The organism is Planococcus soli (assembly GCF_016881065.1).
Taxonomy (GTDB): domain Bacteria; phylum Bacillota; class Bacilli; order Bacillales_A; family Planococcaceae; genus Planococcus; species Planococcus soli.
Map to the genome: position 1 here is coordinate 141,207 of NZ_WXYN01000051.1, position 23,322 is coordinate 164,528.

General features: G+C 43.0%; 22 protein-coding genes. 13 read left to right on the top strand and 9 right to left on the bottom strand.

Annotated features, from left to right (window positions below):
- Nucleotide 1: 1 nt before the first annotated feature.
- Entirely contained in the window at nucleotides 2-703 is a 702-nt protein-coding gene (gene srtD, locus GJB59_RS15480; protein ID WP_185959968.1) for a class D sortase, LPxTATN-specific, read from the bottom strand.
- Nucleotides 703-1,905 carry a processed acidic surface protein gene (locus tag GJB59_RS15485; protein ID WP_142825979.1) on the bottom strand — a complete coding sequence of 401 codons (1,203 nt, stop codon included), beginning with the start codon at nucleotides 1,903-1,905 and terminating at the stop codon, nucleotides 703-705. Before GJB59_RS15485 ends, srtD begins: the two co-directional genes overlap by 1 nt.
- Nucleotides 1,906-2,173: 268 nt before the next feature.
- Here GJB59_RS15485 and galU point away from each other — a divergent pair, with 268 nt between their 5' ends.
- A complete protein-coding gene (gene galU / locus GJB59_RS15490; RefSeq protein ID WP_185959969.1) occupies nucleotides 2,174-3,061 on the top strand; it encodes a UTP--glucose-1-phosphate uridylyltransferase GalU in 888 nt (295 codons plus the stop codon).
- A gap of 122 nt (nucleotides 3,062-3,183) precedes the next feature.
- Nucleotides 3,184-3,741 carry a DUF4126 domain-containing protein gene (locus GJB59_RS15495; protein WP_142825981.1) on the top strand — a complete coding sequence of 186 codons (558 nt, stop codon included), beginning with the start codon at nucleotides 3,184-3,186 and terminating at the stop codon, nucleotides 3,739-3,741.
- Nucleotides 3,742-3,810: 69 nt separating this feature from the next.
- Here the strand turns inward: GJB59_RS15495 and GJB59_RS15500 are convergent, their stop codons facing one another.
- The 3 genes from GJB59_RS15500 to tagD form a co-directional block, all read right to left on the bottom strand.
- Complete coding sequence (locus GJB59_RS15500; RefSeq protein WP_142825982.1) at nucleotides 3,811-5,004, bottom strand: polysaccharide deacetylase family protein; 1,194 nt, start codon at nucleotides 5,002-5,004, stop codon at nucleotides 3,811-3,813.
- A gap of 264 nt (nucleotides 5,005-5,268) precedes the next feature.
- Nucleotides 5,269-6,363: a CDP-glycerol glycerophosphotransferase family protein gene (locus tag GJB59_RS15505; RefSeq protein ID WP_236015721.1), complete on the bottom strand. Its 1,095-nt coding sequence runs from the start codon at nucleotides 6,361-6,363 to the stop codon at nucleotides 5,269-5,271.
- Between the two features lie 71 nt (nucleotides 6,364-6,434).
- The gene (gene tagD / locus GJB59_RS15510; protein WP_142825984.1) at nucleotides 6,435-6,827 is read right to left on the bottom strand and encodes a glycerol-3-phosphate cytidylyltransferase; all 393 of its coding nucleotides are present in this window, start codon (nucleotides 6,825-6,827) and stop codon (nucleotides 6,435-6,437) included.
- A gap of 251 nt (nucleotides 6,828-7,078) precedes the next feature.
- On the opposite strand from tagD, the gene GJB59_RS15515 reads away from it, so the two are divergent.
- The 4 genes from GJB59_RS15515 to GJB59_RS15530 all read left to right on the top strand — a co-directional run bounded on the left by GJB59_RS15515 (nucleotide 7,079) and on the right by GJB59_RS15530 (nucleotide 10,941).
- Nucleotides 7,079-8,278: a CDP-glycerol glycerophosphotransferase family protein gene (locus GJB59_RS15515; RefSeq protein WP_244946820.1), complete on the top strand. Its 1,200-nt coding sequence runs from the start codon at nucleotides 7,079-7,081 to the stop codon at nucleotides 8,276-8,278.
- Between the two features lie 59 nt (nucleotides 8,279-8,337).
- Nucleotides 8,338-9,144 (top strand): ABC transporter permease, encoded by an 807-nt coding sequence (locus GJB59_RS15520; protein WP_142825985.1) that lies wholly within the window; start codon nucleotides 8,338-8,340, stop codon nucleotides 9,142-9,144.
- 18 nt (nucleotides 9,145-9,162) lie between these two features.
- Nucleotides 9,163-9,978, top strand: coding sequence for a teichoic acids export ABC transporter ATP-binding subunit TagH (tagH, locus tag GJB59_RS15525; protein ID WP_142825986.1), 816 nt, complete (start codon nucleotides 9,163-9,165; stop codon nucleotides 9,976-9,978).
- Nucleotides 9,979-10,065: 87 nt separating this feature from the next.
- Nucleotides 10,066-10,941 carry a DUF1028 domain-containing protein gene (locus tag GJB59_RS15530; RefSeq protein ID WP_142825987.1) on the top strand — a complete coding sequence of 292 codons (876 nt, stop codon included), beginning with the start codon at nucleotides 10,066-10,068 and terminating at the stop codon, nucleotides 10,939-10,941.
- Nucleotides 10,942-11,160: 219 nt separating this feature from the next.
- Here the strand turns inward: GJB59_RS15530 and GJB59_RS15535 are convergent, their stop codons facing one another.
- Together GJB59_RS15535 and GJB59_RS15540 are read right to left on the bottom strand one after the other, a co-directional pair.
- Nucleotides 11,161-14,346, bottom strand: a complete 3,186-nt coding sequence (locus GJB59_RS15535) for an efflux RND transporter permease subunit (protein WP_142825988.1) — start codon at nucleotides 14,344-14,346, stop codon at nucleotides 11,161-11,163.
- An 18-nt stretch (nucleotides 14,347-14,364) separates the two neighbouring features.
- A complete protein-coding gene (locus tag GJB59_RS15540) occupies nucleotides 14,365-15,183 on the bottom strand; it encodes a TetR/AcrR family transcriptional regulator (protein ID WP_142825989.1) in 819 nt (272 codons plus the stop codon).
- 223 nt (nucleotides 15,184-15,406) lie between these two features.
- On the opposite strand from GJB59_RS15540, the gene GJB59_RS15545 reads away from it, so the two are divergent.
- Together GJB59_RS15545 and GJB59_RS15550 are read left to right on the top strand one after the other, a co-directional pair.
- Nucleotides 15,407-15,928, top strand: a complete 522-nt coding sequence (locus tag GJB59_RS15545) for a GyrI-like domain-containing protein (RefSeq protein WP_142825990.1) — start codon at nucleotides 15,407-15,409, stop codon at nucleotides 15,926-15,928.
- Between the two features lie 56 nt (nucleotides 15,929-15,984).
- On the top strand, nucleotides 15,985-17,049 hold the full coding sequence (locus GJB59_RS15550; protein WP_142825991.1) for a UCP032817 domain-containing protein: 1,065 nt from the start codon (nucleotides 15,985-15,987) through the stop codon (nucleotides 17,047-17,049).
- Nucleotides 17,050-17,220: 171 nt separating this feature from the next.
- Here the strand turns inward: GJB59_RS15550 and GJB59_RS15555 are convergent, their stop codons facing one another.
- A complete protein-coding gene (locus GJB59_RS15555) occupies nucleotides 17,221-17,691 on the bottom strand; it encodes a competence protein ComK (protein WP_142825992.1) in 471 nt (156 codons plus the stop codon).
- Between the two features lie 242 nt (nucleotides 17,692-17,933).
- Between GJB59_RS15555 and GJB59_RS15560 the strand changes: the two genes are divergently transcribed.
- Complete coding sequence (locus GJB59_RS15560; RefSeq protein WP_142825993.1) at nucleotides 17,934-18,413, top strand: sigma-70 family RNA polymerase sigma factor; 480 nt, start codon at nucleotides 17,934-17,936, stop codon at nucleotides 18,411-18,413.
- Between the two features lie 114 nt (nucleotides 18,414-18,527).
- Nucleotides 18,528-19,805 carry a sensor histidine kinase gene (locus GJB59_RS15565; RefSeq protein ID WP_142825994.1) on the top strand — a complete coding sequence of 426 codons (1,278 nt, stop codon included), beginning with the start codon at nucleotides 18,528-18,530 and terminating at the stop codon, nucleotides 19,803-19,805.
- A gap of 66 nt (nucleotides 19,806-19,871) precedes the next feature.
- Here the strand turns inward: GJB59_RS15565 and uvsE are convergent, their stop codons facing one another.
- Nucleotides 19,872-20,744: a UV DNA damage repair endonuclease UvsE gene (gene uvsE / locus GJB59_RS15570; protein ID WP_142825995.1), complete on the bottom strand. Its 873-nt coding sequence runs from the start codon at nucleotides 20,742-20,744 to the stop codon at nucleotides 19,872-19,874.
- 99 nt (nucleotides 20,745-20,843) lie between these two features.
- Here uvsE and GJB59_RS15575 point away from each other — a divergent pair, with 99 nt between their 5' ends.
- The 3 genes from GJB59_RS15575 (at nucleotide 20,844) to GJB59_RS15585 (ending at nucleotide 23,137) form a co-directional block, all read left to right on the top strand.
- Nucleotides 20,844-21,329: an SRPBCC family protein gene (locus GJB59_RS15575; RefSeq protein WP_142825996.1), complete on the top strand. Its 486-nt coding sequence runs from the start codon at nucleotides 20,844-20,846 to the stop codon at nucleotides 21,327-21,329.
- Nucleotides 21,330-21,568: 239 nt separating this feature from the next.
- Nucleotides 21,569-22,117 carry a hypothetical protein gene (locus tag GJB59_RS15580; RefSeq protein ID WP_142825997.1) on the top strand — a complete coding sequence of 183 codons (549 nt, stop codon included), beginning with the start codon at nucleotides 21,569-21,571 and terminating at the stop codon, nucleotides 22,115-22,117.
- A gap of 141 nt (nucleotides 22,118-22,258) precedes the next feature.
- Entirely contained in the window at nucleotides 22,259-23,137 is an 879-nt protein-coding gene (locus GJB59_RS15585; RefSeq protein ID WP_142825998.1) for an AraC family transcriptional regulator, read from the top strand.
- The last annotated feature ends 185 nt before the right edge of the window (nucleotides 23,138-23,322 follow it).

Below are 23,322 nucleotides of genomic sequence, written 5' to 3' on the forward strand. Positions count from 1 at the left end.
TTTATTCACTGGAAACCAAGTCTGCAACTAAAATATAACGGTCCGGTGCATATCCGACAAAATCAAACGGGTAGCAGGTCGAAACGGTTAGAGTGGCTTTGGGTTTCGGGACAATCACGGTCCGATCGTCTTCGTCCACAATTCGCACTTGCCGAACTTTGTATGTGAAAGTGCCGGAGTGGGTTTTGACAATGAGTGTATCACCTTTGCCTACCTCGCCTAGTTCACGGAAGACTGTATCACGATGGCCGGACAATACGGAGTTGTCACTTTCACCCGGCATTACGCTTTCAGCAAAATGTCCGACGCCTTTTTCGAGCTCATCTTCGTTTGTACCGTGTATAATTGGCAGGCTGGCTTCAAGTTTCGGGATGATCAGTTCACCCATCAAGTCGCCGATTTCGGGTGTTTCGGGATATTCGGAATGAAACACTGGATCAGTGGTCGGCTCTTCAATTTGTTCCTCAGCTGCTTCAGGTTCCTTGGGGATTTCCAGTTCTTCGGCAAGTGCAGGAGACTGGGTTTCTGGTTTATTGCTGAAGTCTTTTGCCTCGACGTTTCCAGTTTTATAAAGCATATAACCTTTTACAAAAGTTGCCGTGCTGGTAGTGCTGAACCATAGGCCAAGTAAGATAAGGGCAATGGATAGAGAAAGAAGAAGCGGTTTTTTGCTTCTTCTTTTTTCCTTTTTGTGCCTCATCATTAGACTTCTTCAGCTCTGATTCGGCGGAATAAAGCGATGCCTGCAAGAAGCAAGGCCAGTCCGAAAGCGGCATTTGCTGCGAAGTCAGAGGCTGTTGCCGGTAATTTTCCACCTTTCACCGTTTGGGTTGCAGATGGTGTTGTTGGAGCGGTTGCAACCGGTTTTTGTACCACAGGCGGTGCTGTAATAACTTTCTCCACAGTGTCCAAGCCTTTTCCGGTGTCCACGATTACGTCAGACCCGAACATTTCAGCCGTCATAAGGATGTCTGCAAGGAATGCGTCTTCCAAATTGTAAATCTCGATCAATAAATCAGCGCCTTCAGTTGATTCAAGCGTCAGGAGTGTAGCTAAAGAAACAGGCGATTTTTTATCATCCTTGACAAAGTAATAAGTTGTTTTCAATTCCAGCAAATCGGTCATTTCACTGTAGATATCCATGATTTCAGCAATCTGTTCTGCTGTCAGTTCATCAGCAGTTTCAAATTCGCCGACTGCCATCATGCGATCACTTAATTCCATCAGTTTTTGTTCGAATGCAGGATCTTCATAATCCAATGTTTCCATGTGAGCGATCAATCTTTCAATTTCTTCTTCGGTCAAACCCAATTCAGTGAAAAGGCCATCAACATCAATGTCAATGTCAAAGTAGCTTGGGTCTTGATAGAAAATAATGGATGACTCTAAATCTTCAATGAAGTCGTAGTATGAAAGGGAATCATCATATTCCTGTAAAAAAGCTTCCAATTCATTTTCGGAGGAGAATCCGTACTCTTCCATAAGCGCCTGCAAGTTTGTTTCATCAATTGGCGTTCCCATATAGTCATCCAAATAAAAATCAATGTAGTATTCGACATCTTCGATGAAAATCAAATATGTACCGTCAAGCACATCCATACCGTAATCAATGTCGCCGTATTCATAAAGCACTTCGTTCAATTCAGTGCGGGACAATTTTAACTTATTTGCGAGCGACTGAACATTTTCTTCAGTTAATGGCGTACCTAACTCATCAACTTGATCAAATTCGTCCAACGACCAATCTTTGCTGTCCAAATAGTCAAGATAATCTTGTTTTTTCCAGTTGATTTCTGTTAAAAACTGGTCAAATTTAGCATCGTCCGCTTTGATGGCAAATGCCGAAAGTGGCATGATGCTAAATGACAATCCTAAAACTAATAAAAATGCGGCTAAACGTTTCATTTTCTTCCCCCTGTGTATAATAAATGGAATATCTAGACTATTATAGTCTTGGTTTAATTTAAATAATATAGGTATATATGTTTATATAAATTGAATTTTAAAGGTAATTTTAATAAAAATGAAGTCATCACTCTGAATGAAGAGGTTTCCACAAATTATTGGGTGTTTCTTCTATAGTGAACTGCGAAAGACAAACTGATTGAACTGATTATTCTGTTAAATGTTATGATAGGCATAAAAGCGTTCAGAACTAAAGGAGGAACCACTGATGTCCATTAAAAAAGCCATCATCCCAGCTGCTGGGCTGGGAACACGTTTTCTTCCTGCCACTAAGGCGATGCCTAAAGAGATGCTGCCAATCGTGGACAAGCCGACGATCCAGTATATTGTAGAAGAGGCTATCGCATCTGGAATTGAAAGCATCATTATTGTAACCGGCAAAGGGAAACGGGCAATCGAAGATCATTTTGACCACGCACATGAACTGGAAGCAACATTGCTGGAAAAAGGCAAGATGGACATGCTGGAAACAGTACTTGAAACATCAAAACTAGAAATCCATTTTATTCGCCAGAAGCATCCACTTGGATTAGGCCATGCGATTTGGTCTGCGCGCAACTTTATCGGTGATGAAGCTTTTGCTGTATTGTTAGGGGATGATATTGTAGTAAACGAAGAACCGTGCCTTGCACAACTGATGAATCAATATGACAAAACAGGTAACTCGATTATTGGGGTACAGCAGGTTCCGGCAGAAGAAACTTACCGATATGGAATTATCGATCCACTGTCAGTGGATGGTCAATTGATGAAAGTCAGAAATTTTGTAGAAAAACCGGTACTCGGAACTGCTCCTTCCAATTATGCAATCATGGGCCGCTATATTTTGACTCCTGATATTTTTAAATTTTTGGGTGAACACCAATTTGGAGCGGGAGGAGAAATTCAGCTGACAGATGCCATCCAAAAACTCAATAAAGTTCAAAATGTCTATGCTTTTGAATTTAAAGGGCGCAGATATGATGTTGGAGAAAAATATGGTTTTATTGAAACAACAATTGATTTTGCTTTAAAGCGCCCTGAGCTGAAAGAACCGCTGTTAAAGCTTTTCGAAAAGATTTTGCGCGAGGAAAAAAGAAGGAATCGCTTGGAGTAATGGAACAAACAGCGAAACAGAACAGAGGTTTTGTGCGCAGCTACGAAATGTACTGTGTAAGTATCAGGAGAGAACAGGCTCATGTATACTAAAAGAAAACGAAGGCAACGGAGGTCAACGCGATGGACACCATTCTTGCGATATGCATCGGACTGGCATTAAGTGCAACGGTGGGTTTTAGAATTTTTACGCCATTGCTGATTACGGGAATATTCGTACATGTGGACTGGCTGACACTTTCGGAAGGTTTCAGTTGGATTGGCAGTACACCAGCGATTGTCGCATTTGCCGCAGCCACCCTTTTTGAAATTGCCGTCAATTATATTCCCGCTGTAGGATCCTTCATGAAAATGATTTCAACGCCAATTGCCGCTTTGGCAGGGATCCTGCTGACTGCCTCTTTTATCGGGGATATGAGCCCTTTTCTCGAATGGAGCATTGCCATCATCGGTGGAGGAGGAGTGGCTACAGTTTCACACGCGACCATTACAGCGGTCAAAGGAGTGAGTGAAACGGCATTGCTGAGCCCAGCCGTTTCTGCAGCAGAAGATGCCACGGCTACATTAGTGCCGATTCTAATATTTATTGTTCCATTCCTGGCAGTTCTCTTTTTGATTGGCATGGCTTATATGATTTTTAAGCTTTACCGGAGGTTTCTGTACAAGCCAAAAACTGTATAAAAAAGGAGCTGGAATAAATTCCAGCTCCTTTTTATTTGGTAAATGGCATCTCAGGGATTTGGCTTACTGCTATCTCGGAATCACCAGTACTTGTCCCACGCGAATTGCATTAACATTGGCGATCTTGTTGGCGGCAGCTATTTTAGCAACGGTCGTACTGTAAGTTCGGGCAATGCTGTATAGTGTATCCCCAGCCTTTACCGTATGTGTGACAGAAGTTGCAGGCGGAGCAGTGGTTTGGCCGGGAATCGTCAGCACCTGTCCGACACGTATGAGATTGTAGTTGGTGATGTTATTAGCTTTGGCAAGCGCTGAGACGGTTATATTGAACTTTTTCGCAATGCTGTAAAGAGTATCTCCGGCTTTAACGGTGTATTTGACAGAAACAGCCGGTGGAGGAGTCGCTTTACCTGGAATCGTTAATACTTGTCCGACGCGGATCAGATTATAATTGGTAATGTTATTTGCTTTGGCCAACGCTGAAACAGTGACGTTGAATTTTTTCGCGATGCTGTACAGTGTATCCCCAGCCTTGACGGTATACTTGTTGCCGCTTACTGGTGAGGCAGGCAATTTTAATAACTCTGAGACTGTGACGAATTTATATCCTTTCGCTTTCAACTTGCTGATCATACCTGGCAGAGCACCTGGAGTTCCAGACGCGCCAGCACCAGTATGCATCAAAACAATGGACCCCGGCACAATATTGTTTACGACTTTATTGGTGATTTCCGTGGCTGAGATGCCTTTCCAGTCAATGGTGTCAATATTCCATTGAATTGTATGCGTGTAGCCTGCATCTCCAACAGCCTTCAATACGGCAGCATTGGATGCGCCAAACGGGGCTCTGAAAATCGGCTTGGTCGATTTTCCGGTGATCCCTTTGATTGTAGTTTCGGTGGTATCAAGCTCACTCTTCATTTTTGCGGCAGTAAGTTTTGTGAAATCAGGATGTGAATAAGAATGGTTGCCGAGCTGATGGCCTTTGGCAGATATGTTCTTAATCCACGAAGGGTGGTTTTTGGCCCCGGAACCTGTTAGAAAGAACGTTGCTTTTACATTATTGGCAGACAGGATGTCCAGAATTTTGTTGATGTTAGTGCCATCTGAACCGTCATCGAAAGTCAGGGCAACCACTTTGCTGGTTGTGCTGCCTTTCGTAATGTAAGTGGAGCTTGCTGCCTGTGGCTGGCCAGAGAAGGACAACACGGTGAACAGGATTAATAATGCGGCTGCTAAGACTTTAATCCATTTGGAAAGCACCTTTCTCACCCCTTTAGTTAGTGCGCTGGACAGAGCCAGCGTATGTATGGGATCAATCGGGCATAGATGGGTTGAGAAAAATAAAAGGAGATTCTTACGTAAATTTTATACTCCTATTATACCACGCGTATAAGCAATTAGCGCTATTATAAACTGAATATTATGAAAATATTTGTAAGTAACTGATGCAATAGCTTTCAAAGAGCAGACTTCTATTGAGTAGTAAAAAGCCAGCATTCCCGAAACGGAATGCTGGCTTTTAAATTAAAGATCTTTTGGATCATAAATGACAGTGATGAGTTGGCATGTGCTTTGGCCAGTCGAATATGTATTCCAGTGATTGCGGAATTGATCGATTTTTTCAACGTCCATCTTAGGATCCAGAATATGGTGAATCACTTCACTGGTTGTTTTTACAATCGGACCAGGAAAATACAGGCTGTTCTCGGCCCAAATACCTTGAGTTTTTCCGTAGTCTATAAGGTCATAAGTGAAGAAAATCATCTTTTTTCCAAGCAAAGAAAACTCTACTGGAATGGATGAATAATCAGTTATCAAAACGTCGCTGACAATAAGCAATTCGCTGAGATGCGGGTAGTCGTTGACCAGCAGTACACGCGGATGCTTTGTGAAGTTCGTGACCTCTTGGACAGAAGGATGAAGCCTGATTAACAACACATACTGATCATCCAGTTTCTCCAGCATTTCTTTTACATCCAGCTGCACCTTCATGCTGTGCAATGAATTTTTCCGGAAAGTAGGTGCATACAAGACAACTTTTTTCCCGGCGATGGCCGGGTATAATTCCAATAAAGTCGTAAAAGCTTTTTCTTTAGCAACTGGATCAAAGTAAAAATCAGTTTGAGGTACTCCTGTGTAGATAAAGTGGCTTTGGTCAACATGGAACGATTCAGAAAAAATATTTGCCATTTGCTGTGAGCCGACCGGAATGTATTGAAATCGGTCATATACTTGCTGGAATCTTAATTTTGCCCGTTCGCTTCTGCCGGAAGTTTCAGGATCGCTCCAGCCAAACTTCTTAATGGCTCCAGCAGCATGCCATAATTGAATGCATTTTACTTCTTTTCGGAACTTAATGACCGAAAGAACGCCAGCATAGTTATCGACGAAGACATATTTGGCAGTGGCCAAATGGTAGACGGACAAAAAAGTATCTGCAATATTAGATGTCTCAAAGCTGTAAATTTTCTTGTTGCTCGTAGGAACAGCGGTAAAGTCAATTTTGCATTTGGCTTGGTTAATAAAGATGATCTGATGGTGTTTTGCTTTTGATAATTCTTTCGCTATAAAAAAAGCGTTATCACCAAAAGAAGAAAGAAAGACGGTTTTATTTTTCATGGGGAAAAGCTTGAAAAGGGCAAATAAAAATTTGAATAAAAATAGATAGATGGAAATTCCAACTTCTTTAATCATTGGCTATTGTAAAGGTCTGTTTTGATTTTTGTTGTCGAGATACCTTCTGTCCGCGGCAAGTAAAGAACTTCACAATAATCCTTCAATTCATCAAACTTGCCTTCCCAGTCAGACCCCATTACAAATAAATCCACATCATTGCTTTGGATATCCGTCACTTTTTGGCCCCAATTGTGTTCCGGAATAACTTCATCCACATATTTTATGGCTTCGAGTATCAATTTGCGTTCTTCGTAAGAGTGATAGGCAGCTTTGCCTTTAATCGCATTAAACTCATCGGATGATAAGCCCACGATTAAATAATCTCCGTTCTCTTTTGCCCGTTTCAATATGTTTATATGGCCATGATGAATCAAGTCAAAGGTCCCGTAAGTTATTACTTTCTTCATATATATTCACTCCAAAAATGCTTATTTTCGATTTTTTTCACAATATGCTATGATACTATCTTATATGTTATCATGTGTAATAGCTATTGGAAATATAGGTATGTATGAGGTATTAGACGCTTTTATCTAGAAAAAGATGCATGTTTTGAGTTGCTTGGTTTACGCTTCGTTTCAGTATAGAATAAATAGAAACTAAATGTTATTATTTATAGTAAATTTCTGCCAAATCTGTTTTTAAAGAAAGAAGTAAGGTGAATAATTTGAGCGTTGTCCAAAAAATTAAAGGTCTTAAAGATAGCAGCTACACAAGAAGACTTTTTCGTGCGGTATTTGTAATCCTGGGAAAACTTCCGAAAAAGAAAAAATTGGTGGTGTTTGAAAGTTTTCACGCGAAGCAATTCAGCGACAATCCGCGAGCCATCTATGAGCATATGAAAGAACATTATCCAGAATTTAAACTTCTTTGGAGTGTTGATAAGAGTGCAATCAAGCTTTTTGAAGAATTTAATGTGCCATATATTCGCAGATTCACCATCCCGTGGTTTTGGACATTTCCAAGGGCCGAGTACTGGGTCAACAATGTCCGGCTTCCCAGATGGATGCCAAAGCCAAAAAATACTGTATACCTTCAAACGTGGCACGGAACTCCCTTGAAAAAACTGGGACTGGATATTGAGGAAATTCACATGCCCAATACAGAAACAGAAGCCTATAAAAAGAATTTCACGCTGGAATCTGAGAAATGGGATTACCTGATTTCTCCAAATTCGTATTCAACCGAGATTTTTAAGCGCGCTTTCCATTATAATGGAAAGGTCATTGAAACAGGGTATCCCCGTAATGATGTGTTGACAAATCACTCGGATCAGTTGATCAGCAATCTGAAAAAGGATTTAGGGATTGCCGAAGACAAAAAAGTTATGCTTTATGCCCCTACTTGGAGAGACAATGAGTTTTATCAAAAAGGGAAGTACAAGTTTAAATTTCAATTCGATCTGGAAAACTGGAAGAAAGAATTTGGCGACGAATGGGTGCTGCTGTCCCGTATGCACTATTTAGTTGCTGAAAACTTTGATTTCTCGGCATATGAGGGTATGGTATATGATGTGTCGCTTTATCCTGATATCCGTGATTTGTACCTAGCATCAGATTTGCTGATAACAGATTATTCTTCTGTCTTTTTCGATTATGCCATTTTAAACCGGCCGATCATTTTCTTTATGTATGACTTGGAGAACTACCGCGACCAGTTGCGCGGCTTTTATATGGATATCGAAAAAGATGCACCTGGGCCTATTGTACAGACGGAAAATGAACTTTTCCAGGCAATTAAGTCAATGACAAATGCCAATGTGCAGTTAAGCCCAATTTTCTCTGAGTTTAAAGGCCGTTTCTCTTCTCTTGAAGATGGTCAGGCAACAGAACGTGCAGTAAAAGCTTTTTTAAAGTAAAATATGTAAGTTAAATTTAATAGCAGAACTAGTCAAAAAGTGATTAAGTGAGGATACCTATGAAATCAGCTATAAAAGTCATTAAAGAGCAAGTTCAATTCTTTTATTTAGTTAAACGATTATCTGTTTATGAACTGCGCAGCTTAACCAGAGGCAATTACTTGGGCGCAGCTTGGGAAATCATCAATCCGGCTATCCAGATTCTCATCTATTGGTTTGTATTCGGTTTTGGAATCCGGCAGCGTGAAGATGTTGGCGACATTCCGTATTTCCAATGGATGTTTGCGGGAATTTTGGTTTGGTTCTTTATTAACAATAGTGTTATGAAATCATCCAAGTCCATTTACAGCAAAATCCGAATGCTTTCCAAAATGAATTTTCCGATGAGTGTTATTCCGAATTACACAATCTTTGCACAGTTTTATCCCCATCTGATATTATTAGCTATTGGCATGTTGATATTGCAGTTTATCGGATTTCCAATCTCCATCTATTATCTGCAGTTGCCGATTTATATCATCGGTCTGCTTGTCTTTTTGTTTAGTCTTGCTTTGATAACGTCTACTTTGGCGACTATCATCAGAGATGTTCAAATGCTGTTGCAGTCGGTTATGCGTATGCTCCTATACTTATCGCCAATTTTATGGCCGCCAACTTTGCTGCCGGAATCATGGCAGTCGTTTTTAATGCTCAATCCCTTCTACTATGTGATAGAAGGCTACCGTTACTCGCTGCTTGGAGAAGGCTGGTATTTTATCGAGAATCCTGTCTATACGCTTTATTTTGTTGGAGTGGTTGCACTGACGTTCCTGGTAGGTGCTTATCTTCATGTGAAATTTAGAAGTCAATTCATTGATTTCTTATAAAAATTGGAAGTGAAACTCTTGGTTAATTCAGTAGAAGTCAAAAATGTCTCTAAGCGTTATAAATTATATAAAAAACAATCAGAGCGAATTCTTGATTTGCTGGTTCCTTATAAAGATTACGGTGAAGATTTTTTCGCTTTGCAAAATGTCTCTTTTGAAGTGGAACAAGGGTCGATTGTCGGACTTGTTGGCATTAATGGTTCAGGAAAATCGACTTTAGCGAATATTATTGCGGGTGTTATTCCAACGACCAATGGCCAAGTGACGAGCAATGGCAATGTCGCTTTAATTGCAGTGAATGCCGGGTTGGATGGCAAGTTATCCGGACGTGAGAACATCGAGCTCAAATTGCTGATGCTTGGATTTTCACAAAAGGAAATAGCCGCTATGGAAAATGAGATCATTGAATTTGCCGAACTGGAGAAGTTTATCGATCAGCCAGTGAAAACCTATTCCAGCGGCATGAAGTCACGTTTGGGCTTTTCCATATCGGTGCGTGTAAATCCCGACATTCTGATTGTGGATGAAGCTTTGTCTGTAGGAGACAAAGCGTTTTCTGAAAAGAGTTTGGACAAAATGATGGAATTCAAAGAAAAAGGCAAAACAATGTTTTTTGTGAGCCATTCGATTTCGCAGATGAGAAGATTCTGCGATCAAATTTTGTGGCTGGAGTTTGGCGTGGTCAAGGAGTACGGTGCGACCAAAGAAGTACTATCCAAATACGAGTCTTTTCTGGAAGAATACAAAGCTTTATCGAAAACAGACAAAAAAAAATACCGGACCAGCGCACTCAATCGGCAGTCCAAGAAAAACGAAGAACCTGCAGTCCTTTAGAGGACTGCAGGTTTTTTCGTGTGAATAATCAGTCAGAGAAGAAATTTTGACCGGATTGAATTACAGTAGAAGAAAGGGGGCAATTATATGAATAGACAAATGGATAAAGACAAGCTGGTTGCGACATTTTCCATTGTCGCTGCAAATCCGGAAACTGGAGAAGTCGGTGTGGCCGTACAATCGAAGTTTCTGGCAGTCGGATCGGTCGTTCCATGGGCGAAAGCAAACGTCGGAGCGGTGGCCACGCAGTCCTGGGCCAATACGGCATATGGACCAGAAGGACTTGAGTTTTTAGAAAAAGGCTTGTCGCCTGACGAGGTAATAGACAAGCTGATAGCTGACGATCCAGGCAGAAGTTTGCGCCAAGTGGCCGTCGTTAATGCAGATGGTGAGGCGAGCGCTTTTACGGGGCACGAATGCTACGACTGGGCAGGACATAAAATAGGCAAGCATCATTCCTGCCAGGGCAACATCCTGGTAAGTGAGAAGACGGTCAGTGAAATGAGCAGAGCCTTTGAGGAATCGGAAGGCCCGCTTGCGGAACGGCTGCTGATAGCTATATCGGCTGCTCAACATGCTGGGGGCGACAGCAGAGGCAAACAGTCGGCTGCAGTTTATGTGCTGCAAGATGGCGCGGGGTATGGCGGCTACAACGATGTCAAAGTTGATTTGCGTGTGGATGATCATCCGGAGCCGATCGAAGAACTGCAGCGGCTGTATGAACTGCACAAAATGTATGCTGCACCTTCCGAGGAAAAAATAGCCATTGAAGAAAATGTGTTGGAAACAGTTGTAGAGCAGTTGGTAAAAGCCGATTTGCTGGAGTCGGTCGATCACAGCAGCTATGACGAAGAAGTGAAAGAGGCATTGAAAACTTTTGTGTTGCGTGAGAATTTTGACGATCACTGGTCAGAAGAAGCACTTATTGATGAAGCTGTGCTGGAATACTTGAAAAAGCAATAGAATGGAAGCCTGCTCAGTTAAGCTTAGCAGGCTTTTTTATGTGGGGTGCGGTCTTTTGCGTTTGAGGTGCGGTTATGGGGCATCGAGGTGCGGTTTGTAGCCTGCGAGGTGCGGTCTTGTCCATTTGAGGTGCGGTTATCATCAAACGAGGTGCGGTCAGTTAAAAACACGCACAAAAAAGGCAGCTCATCGTGAGCCGCCTTTTTTTAAACTTACTGTTTAGTTTACTTCTTTTTTGCGGAATTTCGAGACCACTTCGTAGACGATTGGCACGATGACCAATGTCAACAACGTGGAACTGATCAATCCGCCGATAACCGTGATGCCGAGGCCTTGTGAAATCAATCCGCCTCCGCCTTCAGCACCGATGGCAAGCGGAATGAGCGCGCCGATTGTTGCCAGGGCAGTCATCAAGATTGGGCGCAGCCGTGTCACGCCGCCTTCAAGAAGGGCATCGCGTGTACTCAAACCGGCTTTCTCCATATGGATGACGCGGTCAATCAAGACGATGGCATTGGTGACAACGATACCGATCAGCATCAATACGCCAATCAATGCGTTGACACTTAATGATTCTTTAGTAATCCATAATGCGACCAATACACCGATAACGGTGAATGGCAATGAAAACAGGATGGAGAACGGAGCGAGTGCACCGCCGAATGTGACAACCAGTACGAAGTACACAATGGCAATGGCTGCAAGCATGGCCAGGCCAAGCTGAGTGAACGATTCGTTGATTTGTTCAGTCACGCCGCCGTGGTCAGTCGTTACACCAGCCGGCAGTTCGAGCTCTGAAGTCTGCTCGTCAATTTCTGCAGTTATGTCCGCGGCATTGTTGCCAAGAACTTCTGCTGTCAAGGAAGCAAACATTTGGCCGTCTCTGCGGTTAATGGTATCTGGTGATTGGCCTTCTTCGACTTCCATGACCTCACCGATTGTTACGGTCGTCCCAAGTGCTGTGGGAATTTCGACATCTGTTACATCATCAATTCCTGCATATTGTGTTTCTTCTGTTTCAATGTATACATTGATGTCTTCTTCTTCATGGGTGACGGTAGTCAAGACCGGTGCTTCGCCGACGCCGCTTAACGCCATGCCGATTTGTGCGGCCGTCAGCCCATTTTCGCTTAAGCTTTGTTGATTAGCGACCAAGGTGAATTGGTCATAAGCTTCGGTTAAGCTGGACTCTGTGTTTTCCAAGCCATCGTTATCTTCCATTAACGGCTGGATTTGATCGATGGCTGATTGAATATCTTCCACACTGTCACCGTAGACGAACATTTCCAGTCCGCTTCCTCCGGTTGCCGCAAAATCCATACTAGCCCATTCTCCGGATTCTGTAGAGCTATTCAAGTCTTCAATCAGTTTTTCACTTTCATCAGTGAATGCTTCAAAATCGTCATCATACTCAATATAGAACAATGCGGAATTGTCTCCACTGCCGCCCATTGCCGACATTGGGTTGCCGCCGCCAAGTGAGTATTGATACGAGGTTACGCCTTCTCGTCCTTCAATAGAGCTCTCCGCGTCAAGTGCAACAGCTTCTACATCTTCGCGTGTCTGTCCTGGTTCCGGACTATAAGTAGCCATCACCGTTTTTTGTTCTTCTTCAGGCAGGAAGCTGACGCCAATAACCGGTATCAGGAACAAACTAGCTGCAAGGACTAACGAAGCTCCACCAAAAGTGATGATTTTATGGTTTAAGGTCCATTCCAAAATGCGTTTGTAGCTGTCAGCCATTTTACCAGGCTTGTGTTCTTTTTGTCTGGATTTATTAGTGTCAAGATTGTGCAGTTGCTTGCGGTACATCAAATGCGCCATCATCGGAACGATGGTAACTGCAACCAATAGGGATGCCGACAAAGCAAAGACGACTGCCAAAGCGAAAGGCAGGAACAATTCGCCGATTTGTCCGCTGACTAGTGCAAGCGGCAGGAATACAGCGATGGTCACAACGGTAGAAGAGAAAATCGGTACGAACATTTCGCGTGTTGCTTCACGGATCAGTTCTTTGCCGCGCAATTTTTCGCCGGGCAAAGCCATGCGGCGATAGATATTTTCGATAACAACAATCGAGTCATCGATAACGCGTCCGATTGCGACAGTCAATGCGCCGAGTGTCATGATGTTCAAGGTGATATCCATTTGGTTCAATAAGAAAATCGCCATCAATAATGACAAGGGAATAGAGATGATAGAGATAACCGTTGTCTTAAAGCTGCGAAGGAACAGCAAAATGATTACGACAGCAAATAAAATACCGAATAGCGCTTTGCTGAGCATCGTTTCAACCGATGTCTCGATCGGTTCGCCTTGGTCAAATGTGGAAGCGACGGTCAAGCCGTATTCTTCCTCAACATCTGCAACGATGTCTTTGACGCCATTGACCACTTCAACGGTATTGGCGTCGGGTGATTTGACAATTGAAATACCGATAGATTCTTCACCGTTTGTACGGGAAATCGATTCGGCTTCGCTTACCACTTCAATCTCGGCCAGTTCGCTTAATGCAACTGTCGGGATCGATGATGGTGCAGTGGCTGGAGTTTCAGCCGCAGGTGCTTCAGTTGTTGGTGGTTGAGCTGCCGGTGCTTCCGTTCCAGCTTCTTCAGATCCAGGAGCAGCAGGGGCAGCACTTGGAGCATCAGTGGCCGCTGCAGGAACAGCCGGAATCTGAAGGTTTCTCAAATCATCGACGGAGGTGATATCGCCATCAATAACCAGGTTTTTCAGTTCACCGTCAAAATCGGTCAATCCTAACGGGAAGGTCAGGTTGGATCCTTGGATCAATTGCTGAATTGTATCTTCAGTCAAGCCGTATTGTGCCAGGGCTTCCTGATCAAAGGACATGGTGACTTTCTGGACACGCTGTCCCGAAACTTGTGCCTCGGACAAACCAGCTACCCCTTCAAGAGCAGGAATTACGTTTTCTTCGACGCTGGCCGTCAGTTCTTCCAGTGAACTCTCAGAATCGCTGATGCTCAATGTCAGAACAGGAAAGGCATCCAAACTGATGCGTGAAACCTCTGGATCATTGGCAGACTCGGGAATTGAAATTTGTGACAAAGCATCTTCCAATTCACGGGTTGCTTGGTCCATATCGACTTCAAAGTCGTATTGAACTTGAATGGTTGATGCATTTGCCATCGATGTGGACGTTGTAAGTTCAACGCCATTCATATTCTGGATCCGCTGCTCCATCGGAATGGTGACTTCTTCCATAATTTCATCCGGTGCTGCACCTGGGTATGTAGTAACGACGGTCACAGCCGGAAGGGTGATGCTGGGAATGGATTCCTGTTTCATGGTCAAGCCGGCATAAAGACCAGCGACAACGATCATGAGTGTCAAAATCCATATCGCAAACTTGTTGTTCAAGGAAAAATCGATAATTTTCTTCAAGTTGTTAGCTCCTTTTTCTTAAATGAAATTTTCCAGATATAACACGTCGTTCTTAATGGAAGGAGACTGTTTTAAATAAACCAGCAAGGCTTCAATTAAAAACTCCTCTTGTTCTTTTTTGCCGACTTGTTCTTTCAATAAATTGAGTGAAGCCAGCAACTTCTCGGGATGAGGTTCAGAGGCTTCAATTTTTTCAGCCATGTGGAGAAAGATCTCGTCTATGGTGACTGGCGATGAACGCGCCTCGGTTAAAACAGGTTCCATATCTTCCAGATTAGCGACAATTGCATCGATTGCCGCGGTGACGAAATTGACCAGCTTGGAAATCGGCACATGTTTTTGTTCGATGACCAGTGTAATGATGTATTGCTGCATTAGGCCTTCGAGCACCATCACCAAATCATCCAAAAATGGTTCGACGGGAGTTCCGTAGGTATCCAGCAGGATGGTCTTGTGCAGCGTAATCGTCGACTGGCGCAGTTCCATGAACAATGATTTCAGCTTCTCGCTGTCACTGAGCGGAAAATCTTTGAATACCATCATGAAAAAATCCTGATTGGAAAGTGTACGCTCAATCTCAATCGCTAACTTCTCTTTGAAAACATCCTTGTGATCGGATCCTGGGGCGTGCTGAGAACTGGAGATTGCCCCCGTGATTTCTTCATGGTATTGCTTTAAGATTTCGATGAATAAATTTTCCTTCGAATCGAAATGCTTGTAGAAAGCACCTTTGGAAATGCCTACGGCTTGTGCTACTTCCTGCACCGAAGTTTGATGAAAGCCTTTTAAAGAAAATAAATGTACAGCCTGCTTCATTAACTCAGTTCTTTTGTCCATTCGAGCCCTCCTAAACCGACTGGTCACTTTTAATGACTGATTGGTCACTTGTTTCAGATTATAGCTTAAGGGGAGCAAAGTCAATTTGATGAGCTTTCGATTTTGTGGCAATTTAATGGCAGGAATCTATTGAAGTTTTCATCGGCGATTTAGAGGACTATGCTTGCAGGTATAGAATACTAGTAAGTATTGGAATGAAGAGTTTTACAGAGGAGAGGATTGAATGATGCAAAAGTATATCAGTGAACCATTTGTCGAGGAGCGGGTTGAACAGCCTTATGTAGGGATTCCGGTATTGGCAGGGCTGGCGGAATGGGATAAAGTGAATGGCCTCGTCGGTGAGCTTTTTGACTGGCTGAAGGGCAAAGGCATCAAACCGGCAGGAACTCCATTTTTCCGTTATTGGTGCATGGGAGACTCTGAGGGTAAATACAAAATGGAAGTGGGCATACCGGTCAAACGGATGGTTAGCGGGGATGGCCGGGTGGTCGCCAGTTTCATACCGGGAGGATCTTATTTATCGGCGCTGCATAAAGGACACCCCGACAATTTGGAAAAATCTCTTGCAGCACTCGAACAATGGGCGTTGCAGGAAGAATTGGACATCGACAAGCGATGGGAAGGGCAGGAAGAGATTTGGAACGGACGTTTTGAGTTTTATGTGACCGATCCGGAAACAGAACCTGATTTGAACAAGTGGGCAATCAGGATCGCCTTTTTGCTGATGAGAGACGATGCAGCTTAAAGTGTATAAGAAAAAGCTTGCAGGAAAGATACACAATAAAGTAAAGAGGCGATGGGATGATAGGGTCTGTTGTAGTTGCTATTATTATTTTCGGATTAGTTGGCATAGGAATTTATTGGAGTTCCCATAAGACGAAATCCGCATTAAAAAATGAAAATCGGGAATTGCTGTTGCTGACACAAGATGAGTTCTTGAAAAAACAAAAGGAATTGGACTTGGATTTCGTAGAAGGTACGGAGTCTGGCTTTCGAACCCGCGCACAAGAGTTGGAAGCTGCTTATCCCCTTGATTATCAGCTGCATATCTACAACCGAATGGTTAAAGAAACAAGGTACAGCCAGTCAACCATTCTCGAATTGATGTTTGAACAAAAGCGATTTTTGCTGATGGCATCTATTCTGAAAAAAGTGCCCATGTTTTCGAAAGCAGTAGACGAGGTTTGGCACCAACAGTTGATGTTCACCAATGAGTACTGGAATTTCACAGAGAAGTTTGCCGGCCGGTTTATCCACCACGCTCCAAATGTGGACGGCACAGATGGAACAGACGATAAGTTTTTATTCGATATGATGTACAAAAAGCTGTTTATCGAGAAATCTTCTTCGGCGAAATCATGGGATGCTCCATTTTATGAAATGGTGCCAAGTGCCAGTTTCCTCGCAGAATGGAGAGATTCAGACATATCACTGCTCGAAAGCCGATACTTTTTTGACAGGAGCGAAACCCGGCATTCTGTATACGGATTGATCCGAGAGATCAAGAGTGACATTGAATCTGCAGTGAACAAGGGGAAGTACAGCCGATTTCTGGAAAAGCAATCCCGCATCGTCCAGGGCTCTTATCCCACACCAGGAACATCCAATGAACTGACACTGCCTTACGTAATCTGGGCAGCAGGGGACACGGGTGCAACGTATTCCGAATCACTTGGACTTGCCAAAACCCATAAAAAAATAAAGTCGGATTCCGATGGAAGAAACTCCGGATTTTTCGGAACCGCATCAGATAAGCCGAAAAGTTCAAAAGAAGCTTGGTGCGGATCTGACTCAAACGATTCGGGCGGCTCTGGAGACTCCGGCGGCGGTTCTTCTTGCGGAAGCAGTTGTGGAAGTTCCAGCTGATCTAAATCAACAAGTGTAATTATAAAAGTTGAACAAAAAATCTCTTCTTTAAGCTGCTTTAGGAATACTGTTTTGCCGAATATCGACGCGTGAGGATCTTTATATAGAAGAAAGACACCTCTCTCTGCAGTGGCCACAAGTGCCACTGCAGAGAGAGGTGTCTTATTTTGCTTACTGCTTATTTTTTTCACGAACGTTGGAATAGTAATAAATCATTTCATACATGCGGCTTCGCTGCTTTTGCAGAATGCCGATAGAGACATTGACTTCTGTTGATACATTGAACTCATCGAACAGGACGCGGGTCCTGTTCCGGGCAATGGTTTCCAGCCGGTAGTGGTGGTTGAAAATCCAAACGCAGTCAGGATTGCCAGGAGACCTTGTGGGGTAAGCGGCTAAACCGTTTTCCGAAATGAGAAGGGTTGTTTTTTTATGCTGTTTAAGATTGTGCCGTGTAGCTTTCACGCGGCCTTCGTATGTGGATGCATACATCATACAAGTTTTATCTATCAATGACAGAACCGAATCACGGGAGTAAAAAACGTCATCTTTCGTCACAATTTTTGATTTTTTCTCTGTCTCAAAATAACTTTCAACAAACAACACTGATCGATCAATTAACTTCTCATCATACTTCTTCACTATCACAAGCTCCCCTTTCTCAACACATAAAAAATTTTACCATTCGTGCGTTTTGCAGGCAATCTGTTTTTCTGAAAATAGGTACTATTTTGACAATTTTGTGTGCCTAAATTCCTGTTTGTTTTGACGATAAAGTGTGTATCCTAGGGGCAAATAGCATAGAAATCAAGTGGCGAGTGCTCTTTTCAGGGCTTATTCTGAATGGACCCGGGAATCAACGAACGTTCAGAAGGACAAAACCAATGAAAGATTTTGAAGAAGTGGCTGCACAATATGCGCCAATGATTTCTGCTATGATCCGCAAACTTCACATCTACCGTGATTACGATACGTATCGCCAAATCGGCAACATTGCGCTTTGGCAGGCATGGCGGCGTTTCGAAGACGAAAAAGGAAACTTTACCCCTTTTGCTTATCGCAGCATTCGTGGAGCGATGCTCGATGAACTGAAGCGGGAGACGAGAAAGAATGACCAGGCAACCCATATAAGCAATGTGAAAATGGAAAGTGGAGAAGCAATATCAGAAGATTTGCCCGATTGGCTGGATGTGAGCATGCTTAATGACCATGAAAAATGGCTACTCGAAGCACTTTACGTAAATGGAAGGAGGCTAACGGATCTGGCAGTCAGTGAAAAAATTTCACTTGCAGGTATGAAAAAAAGGCGCGAGCGGCTGTTAAAAAAACTGAGGGAAGCGACTCCTCATCCATTCAAGGAGTAGAGAAAGCCGGAACTTTGAAAGGTTGGCAGCATGAAGGATTCAGAAAAAGGTGGTATGGAACAAAATCGAATTGTATAATAAATGACGCGGCAGAAAGAAATGGGGATGAATCATATGGAAGCAATGATGACGGGCATGATCAATAATATTTTCTTCATCATATTTCCGATCATCGTCTATCAGATGCTGGCGACAGCCGGCCAACGAAATTTCTTCGTTAGCCACCGCGTTACAATGACTGTTCTTTTTTCGATTTCCATCATACTTTGCATGCTTTTTCCTTATCAATTTTTAACGGACCAATATATTTTCGACTTGCGCCAAGTTCCAATGATCGTTGGAGCATTATACGGAGGCCCACTAGTTTCAGCCATGCTGTTTCTCGTATCTTCTGTTGGCCGATTTTTCATCGGCGGAGACGGGATGTACATCGCGATCCTTAACCAATTTGCCATTGCAGCGGGAGTTCCATTCCTCCGTCCGCTGTACATGCGAGTTAAAAGGCTGGGGAAAATTGTTCTGGTGTTTTCCATCTCCATTGTTTCCCTGTTATTCAACATGTTTGCGGGCGCTTACTTTTTTGGAGACCCGCTCGGCGATATCCTTGGCATTTGGGTGATGCTGATGATCAATCAAGGAACGATTATCGTGTTGACGGCTTTGCTGATTGAACACATGCAGCGTCAGGAATACATGTACAACTCGCTGTTGAAGCATGAAAAAATGGAAACCGTCAGTCATTTTGCCGCTGCAGTTTCACATGAATTGCGCAATCCGCTGCAAAGCATCAAAGGATTTATTCAACTGATGAAAGAATATGAATACAGCCGAGAAAAGCAAGTGGAGTTTCACAGCCTGATTTTAAAAGAAATCAATGCTGCAGAAGATTTGATTGACGATTATCTCGTCTATGCCAAGCCAACCTATGGACAGCTCGAATCCATTGCGGCTTCTGCGGAAATTCAGCACGTCATGAAAATTATGGCACCATATGCCAACGTAAAAGATGTAGAAATGCAAATAACGTATATGGACGAACAGGCAGAAATTCTCATCGATCGCCAGAAATTCCAGCAGGCGCTGGTCAATATTATCCGGAACGGCATTGAAGCGATGCCGGACGGAGGGACACTGGCTGTTGCGGTGAAAACATCTCCGGCCAAAGTGTGGATTGAAGTAACTGACGAAGGCATCGGCATGACAAAAGAAGAAGTCAAGCGTTTAGGGGAACCTTATTTTTCAAATAAAATCAAAGGAACTGGACTTGGCATGATGGTCACATACAGCATCGTCAGCCAAATGAATGGTCAAATCATGGTGGATTCTGAGAAAGGTAAAGGTACCGAATTTACATTGGAATTTCCGAATTTCTCCGCATCTCCGAAAAAATAGACCATCAGCCTTAGAGGCCGATGGTCTATTTTTGTATTGGGAAAATCTTCTGCATAAGCTGATAGTTTATTTATGTGTTAATTGGCGGACAAAAGGCAGGACCGATTGTTCTTTCAGTTTGGCCTCGAACATAATATCGGCATCAATGCCGCCCAATAATCTCAACAGTTCCTGAAAGTCCGTTTCAGAAACCAATCCATGATGGCGAAGATCGGTAAATCCTTCTTTGCCTGTACTGATATGGATTTTTGGCGTGCCATAGCCTTCCCAAGTTTTCAGGATTTCAGCATAATCGACGGGTTCGCCTTCATTGTTGCAGTTGTGGTGATGGATATCAAAGCAGATAGGCACTTTGCACATGTAATGGACATCCAGAACGTCTCTGACAGTAAAGGTTTTATCGTCATTTTCCAGCCGCAGCCGCTGGCGTATGCTTGGTGACAATGCCAAATAGGCTTCTGCAAAGCGTTGTTTCGCTGCTTCTTTGTCTCCATATGCTCCACCGGTGTGGAGAATGATATCCGAGCCGCCTAGCAATTGAATCAGCTTGTCGTGATACTCAAGATCTTCAATCGATTTCCGGACCACTTCCGGTTTAGGTGAATTGAGGACGGTGTATTGGCCAGGGTGAACAGAAACCCTCATCTCGTGTGTTTCGACAAGCAGACGGATTTTATCTGTAATGGCCACTACATCCGGATCTTCCCACCAAATCCAATCGTTTATCGGATGGGTGGAAAGCGGAACGATAGAGCTGGAAGCCCGGTAAAAATAAATGTCATTTTCCAGATTCCACTCGAGAATTTCGAGTGTGGTCTCGAAATTTTTCATCGTCAGTTCTTTTATCTTTCCTGTACCTTCCGCTTCGGCAGTCGCTACACGCAAAGTTCTAAATATTGTTTTCAATTCAGTGTTCATGCAGGCGTAACCTAATCTCATGTTGTTTCAGCTCCTTGCTCTTGTTATACCCTTCCGGCACGGATTGCATTCCTCCTATTGGGGTATAATAAAAGAAATAATCCAAGAGGAGGAATTCTAATGATTGCAGAAGTAACACAGACCGAACAAGGATATGTGGCGACTTTTGACCGGAAATTGGCTCATGAACCAGAACAGGTTTGGCAGATGCTGACGGACAATCAGAAAATTCACCAATGGTTTTCAGGATTGCAGTTGGAAAAGCCGGGTAAAGACGGCTTTTTATCTTTTGATATGGGTAACGGCAACTTTGAAAAAATGTCCATCACAAACTTTGAAGAGAAAAAGCAATTGGGTTTTGAATGGGGCGAAGACCATGTCTTGTTTGAACTTACCCCTGAAGAAGGCGGGACCCAGCTTCGAATGGTGGAAACTTTAAAAGTTTTTACAGACCACACACCAAAAGATGTAGCGGGCTGGCATGTATGCCTGGATGTGCTGGAAGCGCTTCTCGATAAGAAGGGGATTGAACGGACATTGGAATGGGAGCATTGGTACCCTGAATACAAGCGGCTGTTTGAAAGCATGCGTGTTTCTTTTGAATAAATGGCAGTAAAGCTTAAACTTATGCGATTATTTTGGGTTTTTTAAAATATAATTTAACTTCAATTTTATAGCGAGATTGGTAGACGTTCGTGAAATGTTTTTCAGCATTTGCGAACGTTTTTAAAGTTTAGTCAAGTATTTTTAAGGTTCTCTTATAAAAAACTATCAGAGAACCTTTATTCTTCAAGTTTCTTTGAATATCTAGTCTGTTATGATAAATGATAAAAGAGAGGTCTGAAATGAAACATCTGCTTTTAAAAATTGTAGTGTTCTCCATATTTACATTCATAGTTGCAGTTTCTGATATTCCAACGTATATAAAAAACATTTTTGTAATGGCGATATTGTTTTTTTTACTGCCATTTGAAAACCACTTTTTCACAAAAGAACGAATGTCCAGAAAGTGTATAGCTGCTGCAAGTGGAGCAGTTATTTTTACGTCCTTATTCCTGCTGGTACCTTTGCTATTCTTCAATGAGGGAGCAAACTACAAAGGGCTTATTGATTTCATTCTTTCTTTTAGTCTTATATTGTTTTATGCTCTTTTAGGATTTGGTGTTTATGGATTACCCGCCTCTCTTTTTTCAGATTGGATTGCCGAAAAGTTTTCTTATCGATTAGCCAGTGCTGCTGTTATCCATTTAACATTCGGATTGTTATTGATTACCAAACTGTCACTGATTCCTATTATTTGTGCGGGAATCTTTTGGGTAATTGATGAAAAAATACGCAAGAATCAGAGGAAAGATTTTCTGCGAGAAAGAAATTCAATCATAAGAAGTGAGTAGCAGCTTTTACCGAGATAAAGGAGAAGTTTCTTCAATAAACTTAAACGTGGAATGAGTATGATTTCGCCTGTCCGCAGTCAGCACAAATGGACAGGACGGCTCGCATAGCGCTTGGTAATATCAACTAAAGGAGTGAAAGCTATGGGGTGGGTGGAATCGTTGCAGCGTGCCATTGATTATATGGAAGAGCATATGGAGGATCCGGTTACAATAGACCAAATTGCCAAGCAGGCAAACTCTTCCGTTTTTCATTTTCAACGAACCTTTTCCATATTGACGGATTGTTCGGTTGCTGAATATTTACGCAGAAGAAGGCTGACTTTGGCAGCGCAGGAGCTGTCAGCCACTGACCGGAAAATCATCGACATCGCCTATAAATATGGCTACGACACTCCCGAGGCTTTTGCAAAAGCATTTCGGCGGCAGCACGGTGTCACACCGAGTGAAGCCAGAAAGAATTTGGGAAAGCTGCAAGCTTTTAACCGCCTGGTGATTCAGGTGAATTTGAAAGGGGCTGATCCGATGAAATACCGAATTGTGGAGAAGGAGAGTTTTCAGGCCGTTGGGACAAAGCGTGAATTCACACTGAGCGATGGGGAGAACATGGCAGGGATTCCGAAAATGTGGAACGAACTGAATGAGGACGGAACAAGCAGTGCGATTGCCAGATTGAACGATGGAGAAATCAGGGGCTTGCTGGGCATTTGTGCCGACTATCAGGACGGTGGAACTATGGATTATTGGATTGCTGCTGAAAGCACGGCAAGTGTTCCTGAAGGTTTCTCCCGGTTGGAAGTGCCTGCATCAATATGGGGAGTCTTCGAAGTGCACGGAGCAATGCCGGACGCAATGCCAAAAGTTTGGAAGCAGATTTTCTCGGAATGGTTTCCGTCGAATCAATACGAAAATGCCGGCACCGCCGAACTGGAAGTTTATCCGGAAGGAGATCCTTACAGCGAAGACTACGTTTCCGAAATTTGGATTCCGCTGAAAAGTAAGAGGGGAGGAAAAGCGGACTGAAATCTGTGCTGGCTTTGAAACGTGGATATATATAGCGCTCATAAAAGTGGCATAGCCACTTTTATGAGCGCTCTTTTTTGTCTTTACCGATTAAAGCCAACAAACTGTACATCGCGGCGATAAAAATTAAAACAATACCGAAAGCAGTGGTTAGTAAATCAAAGTTAACTTCATTGACTGTATTA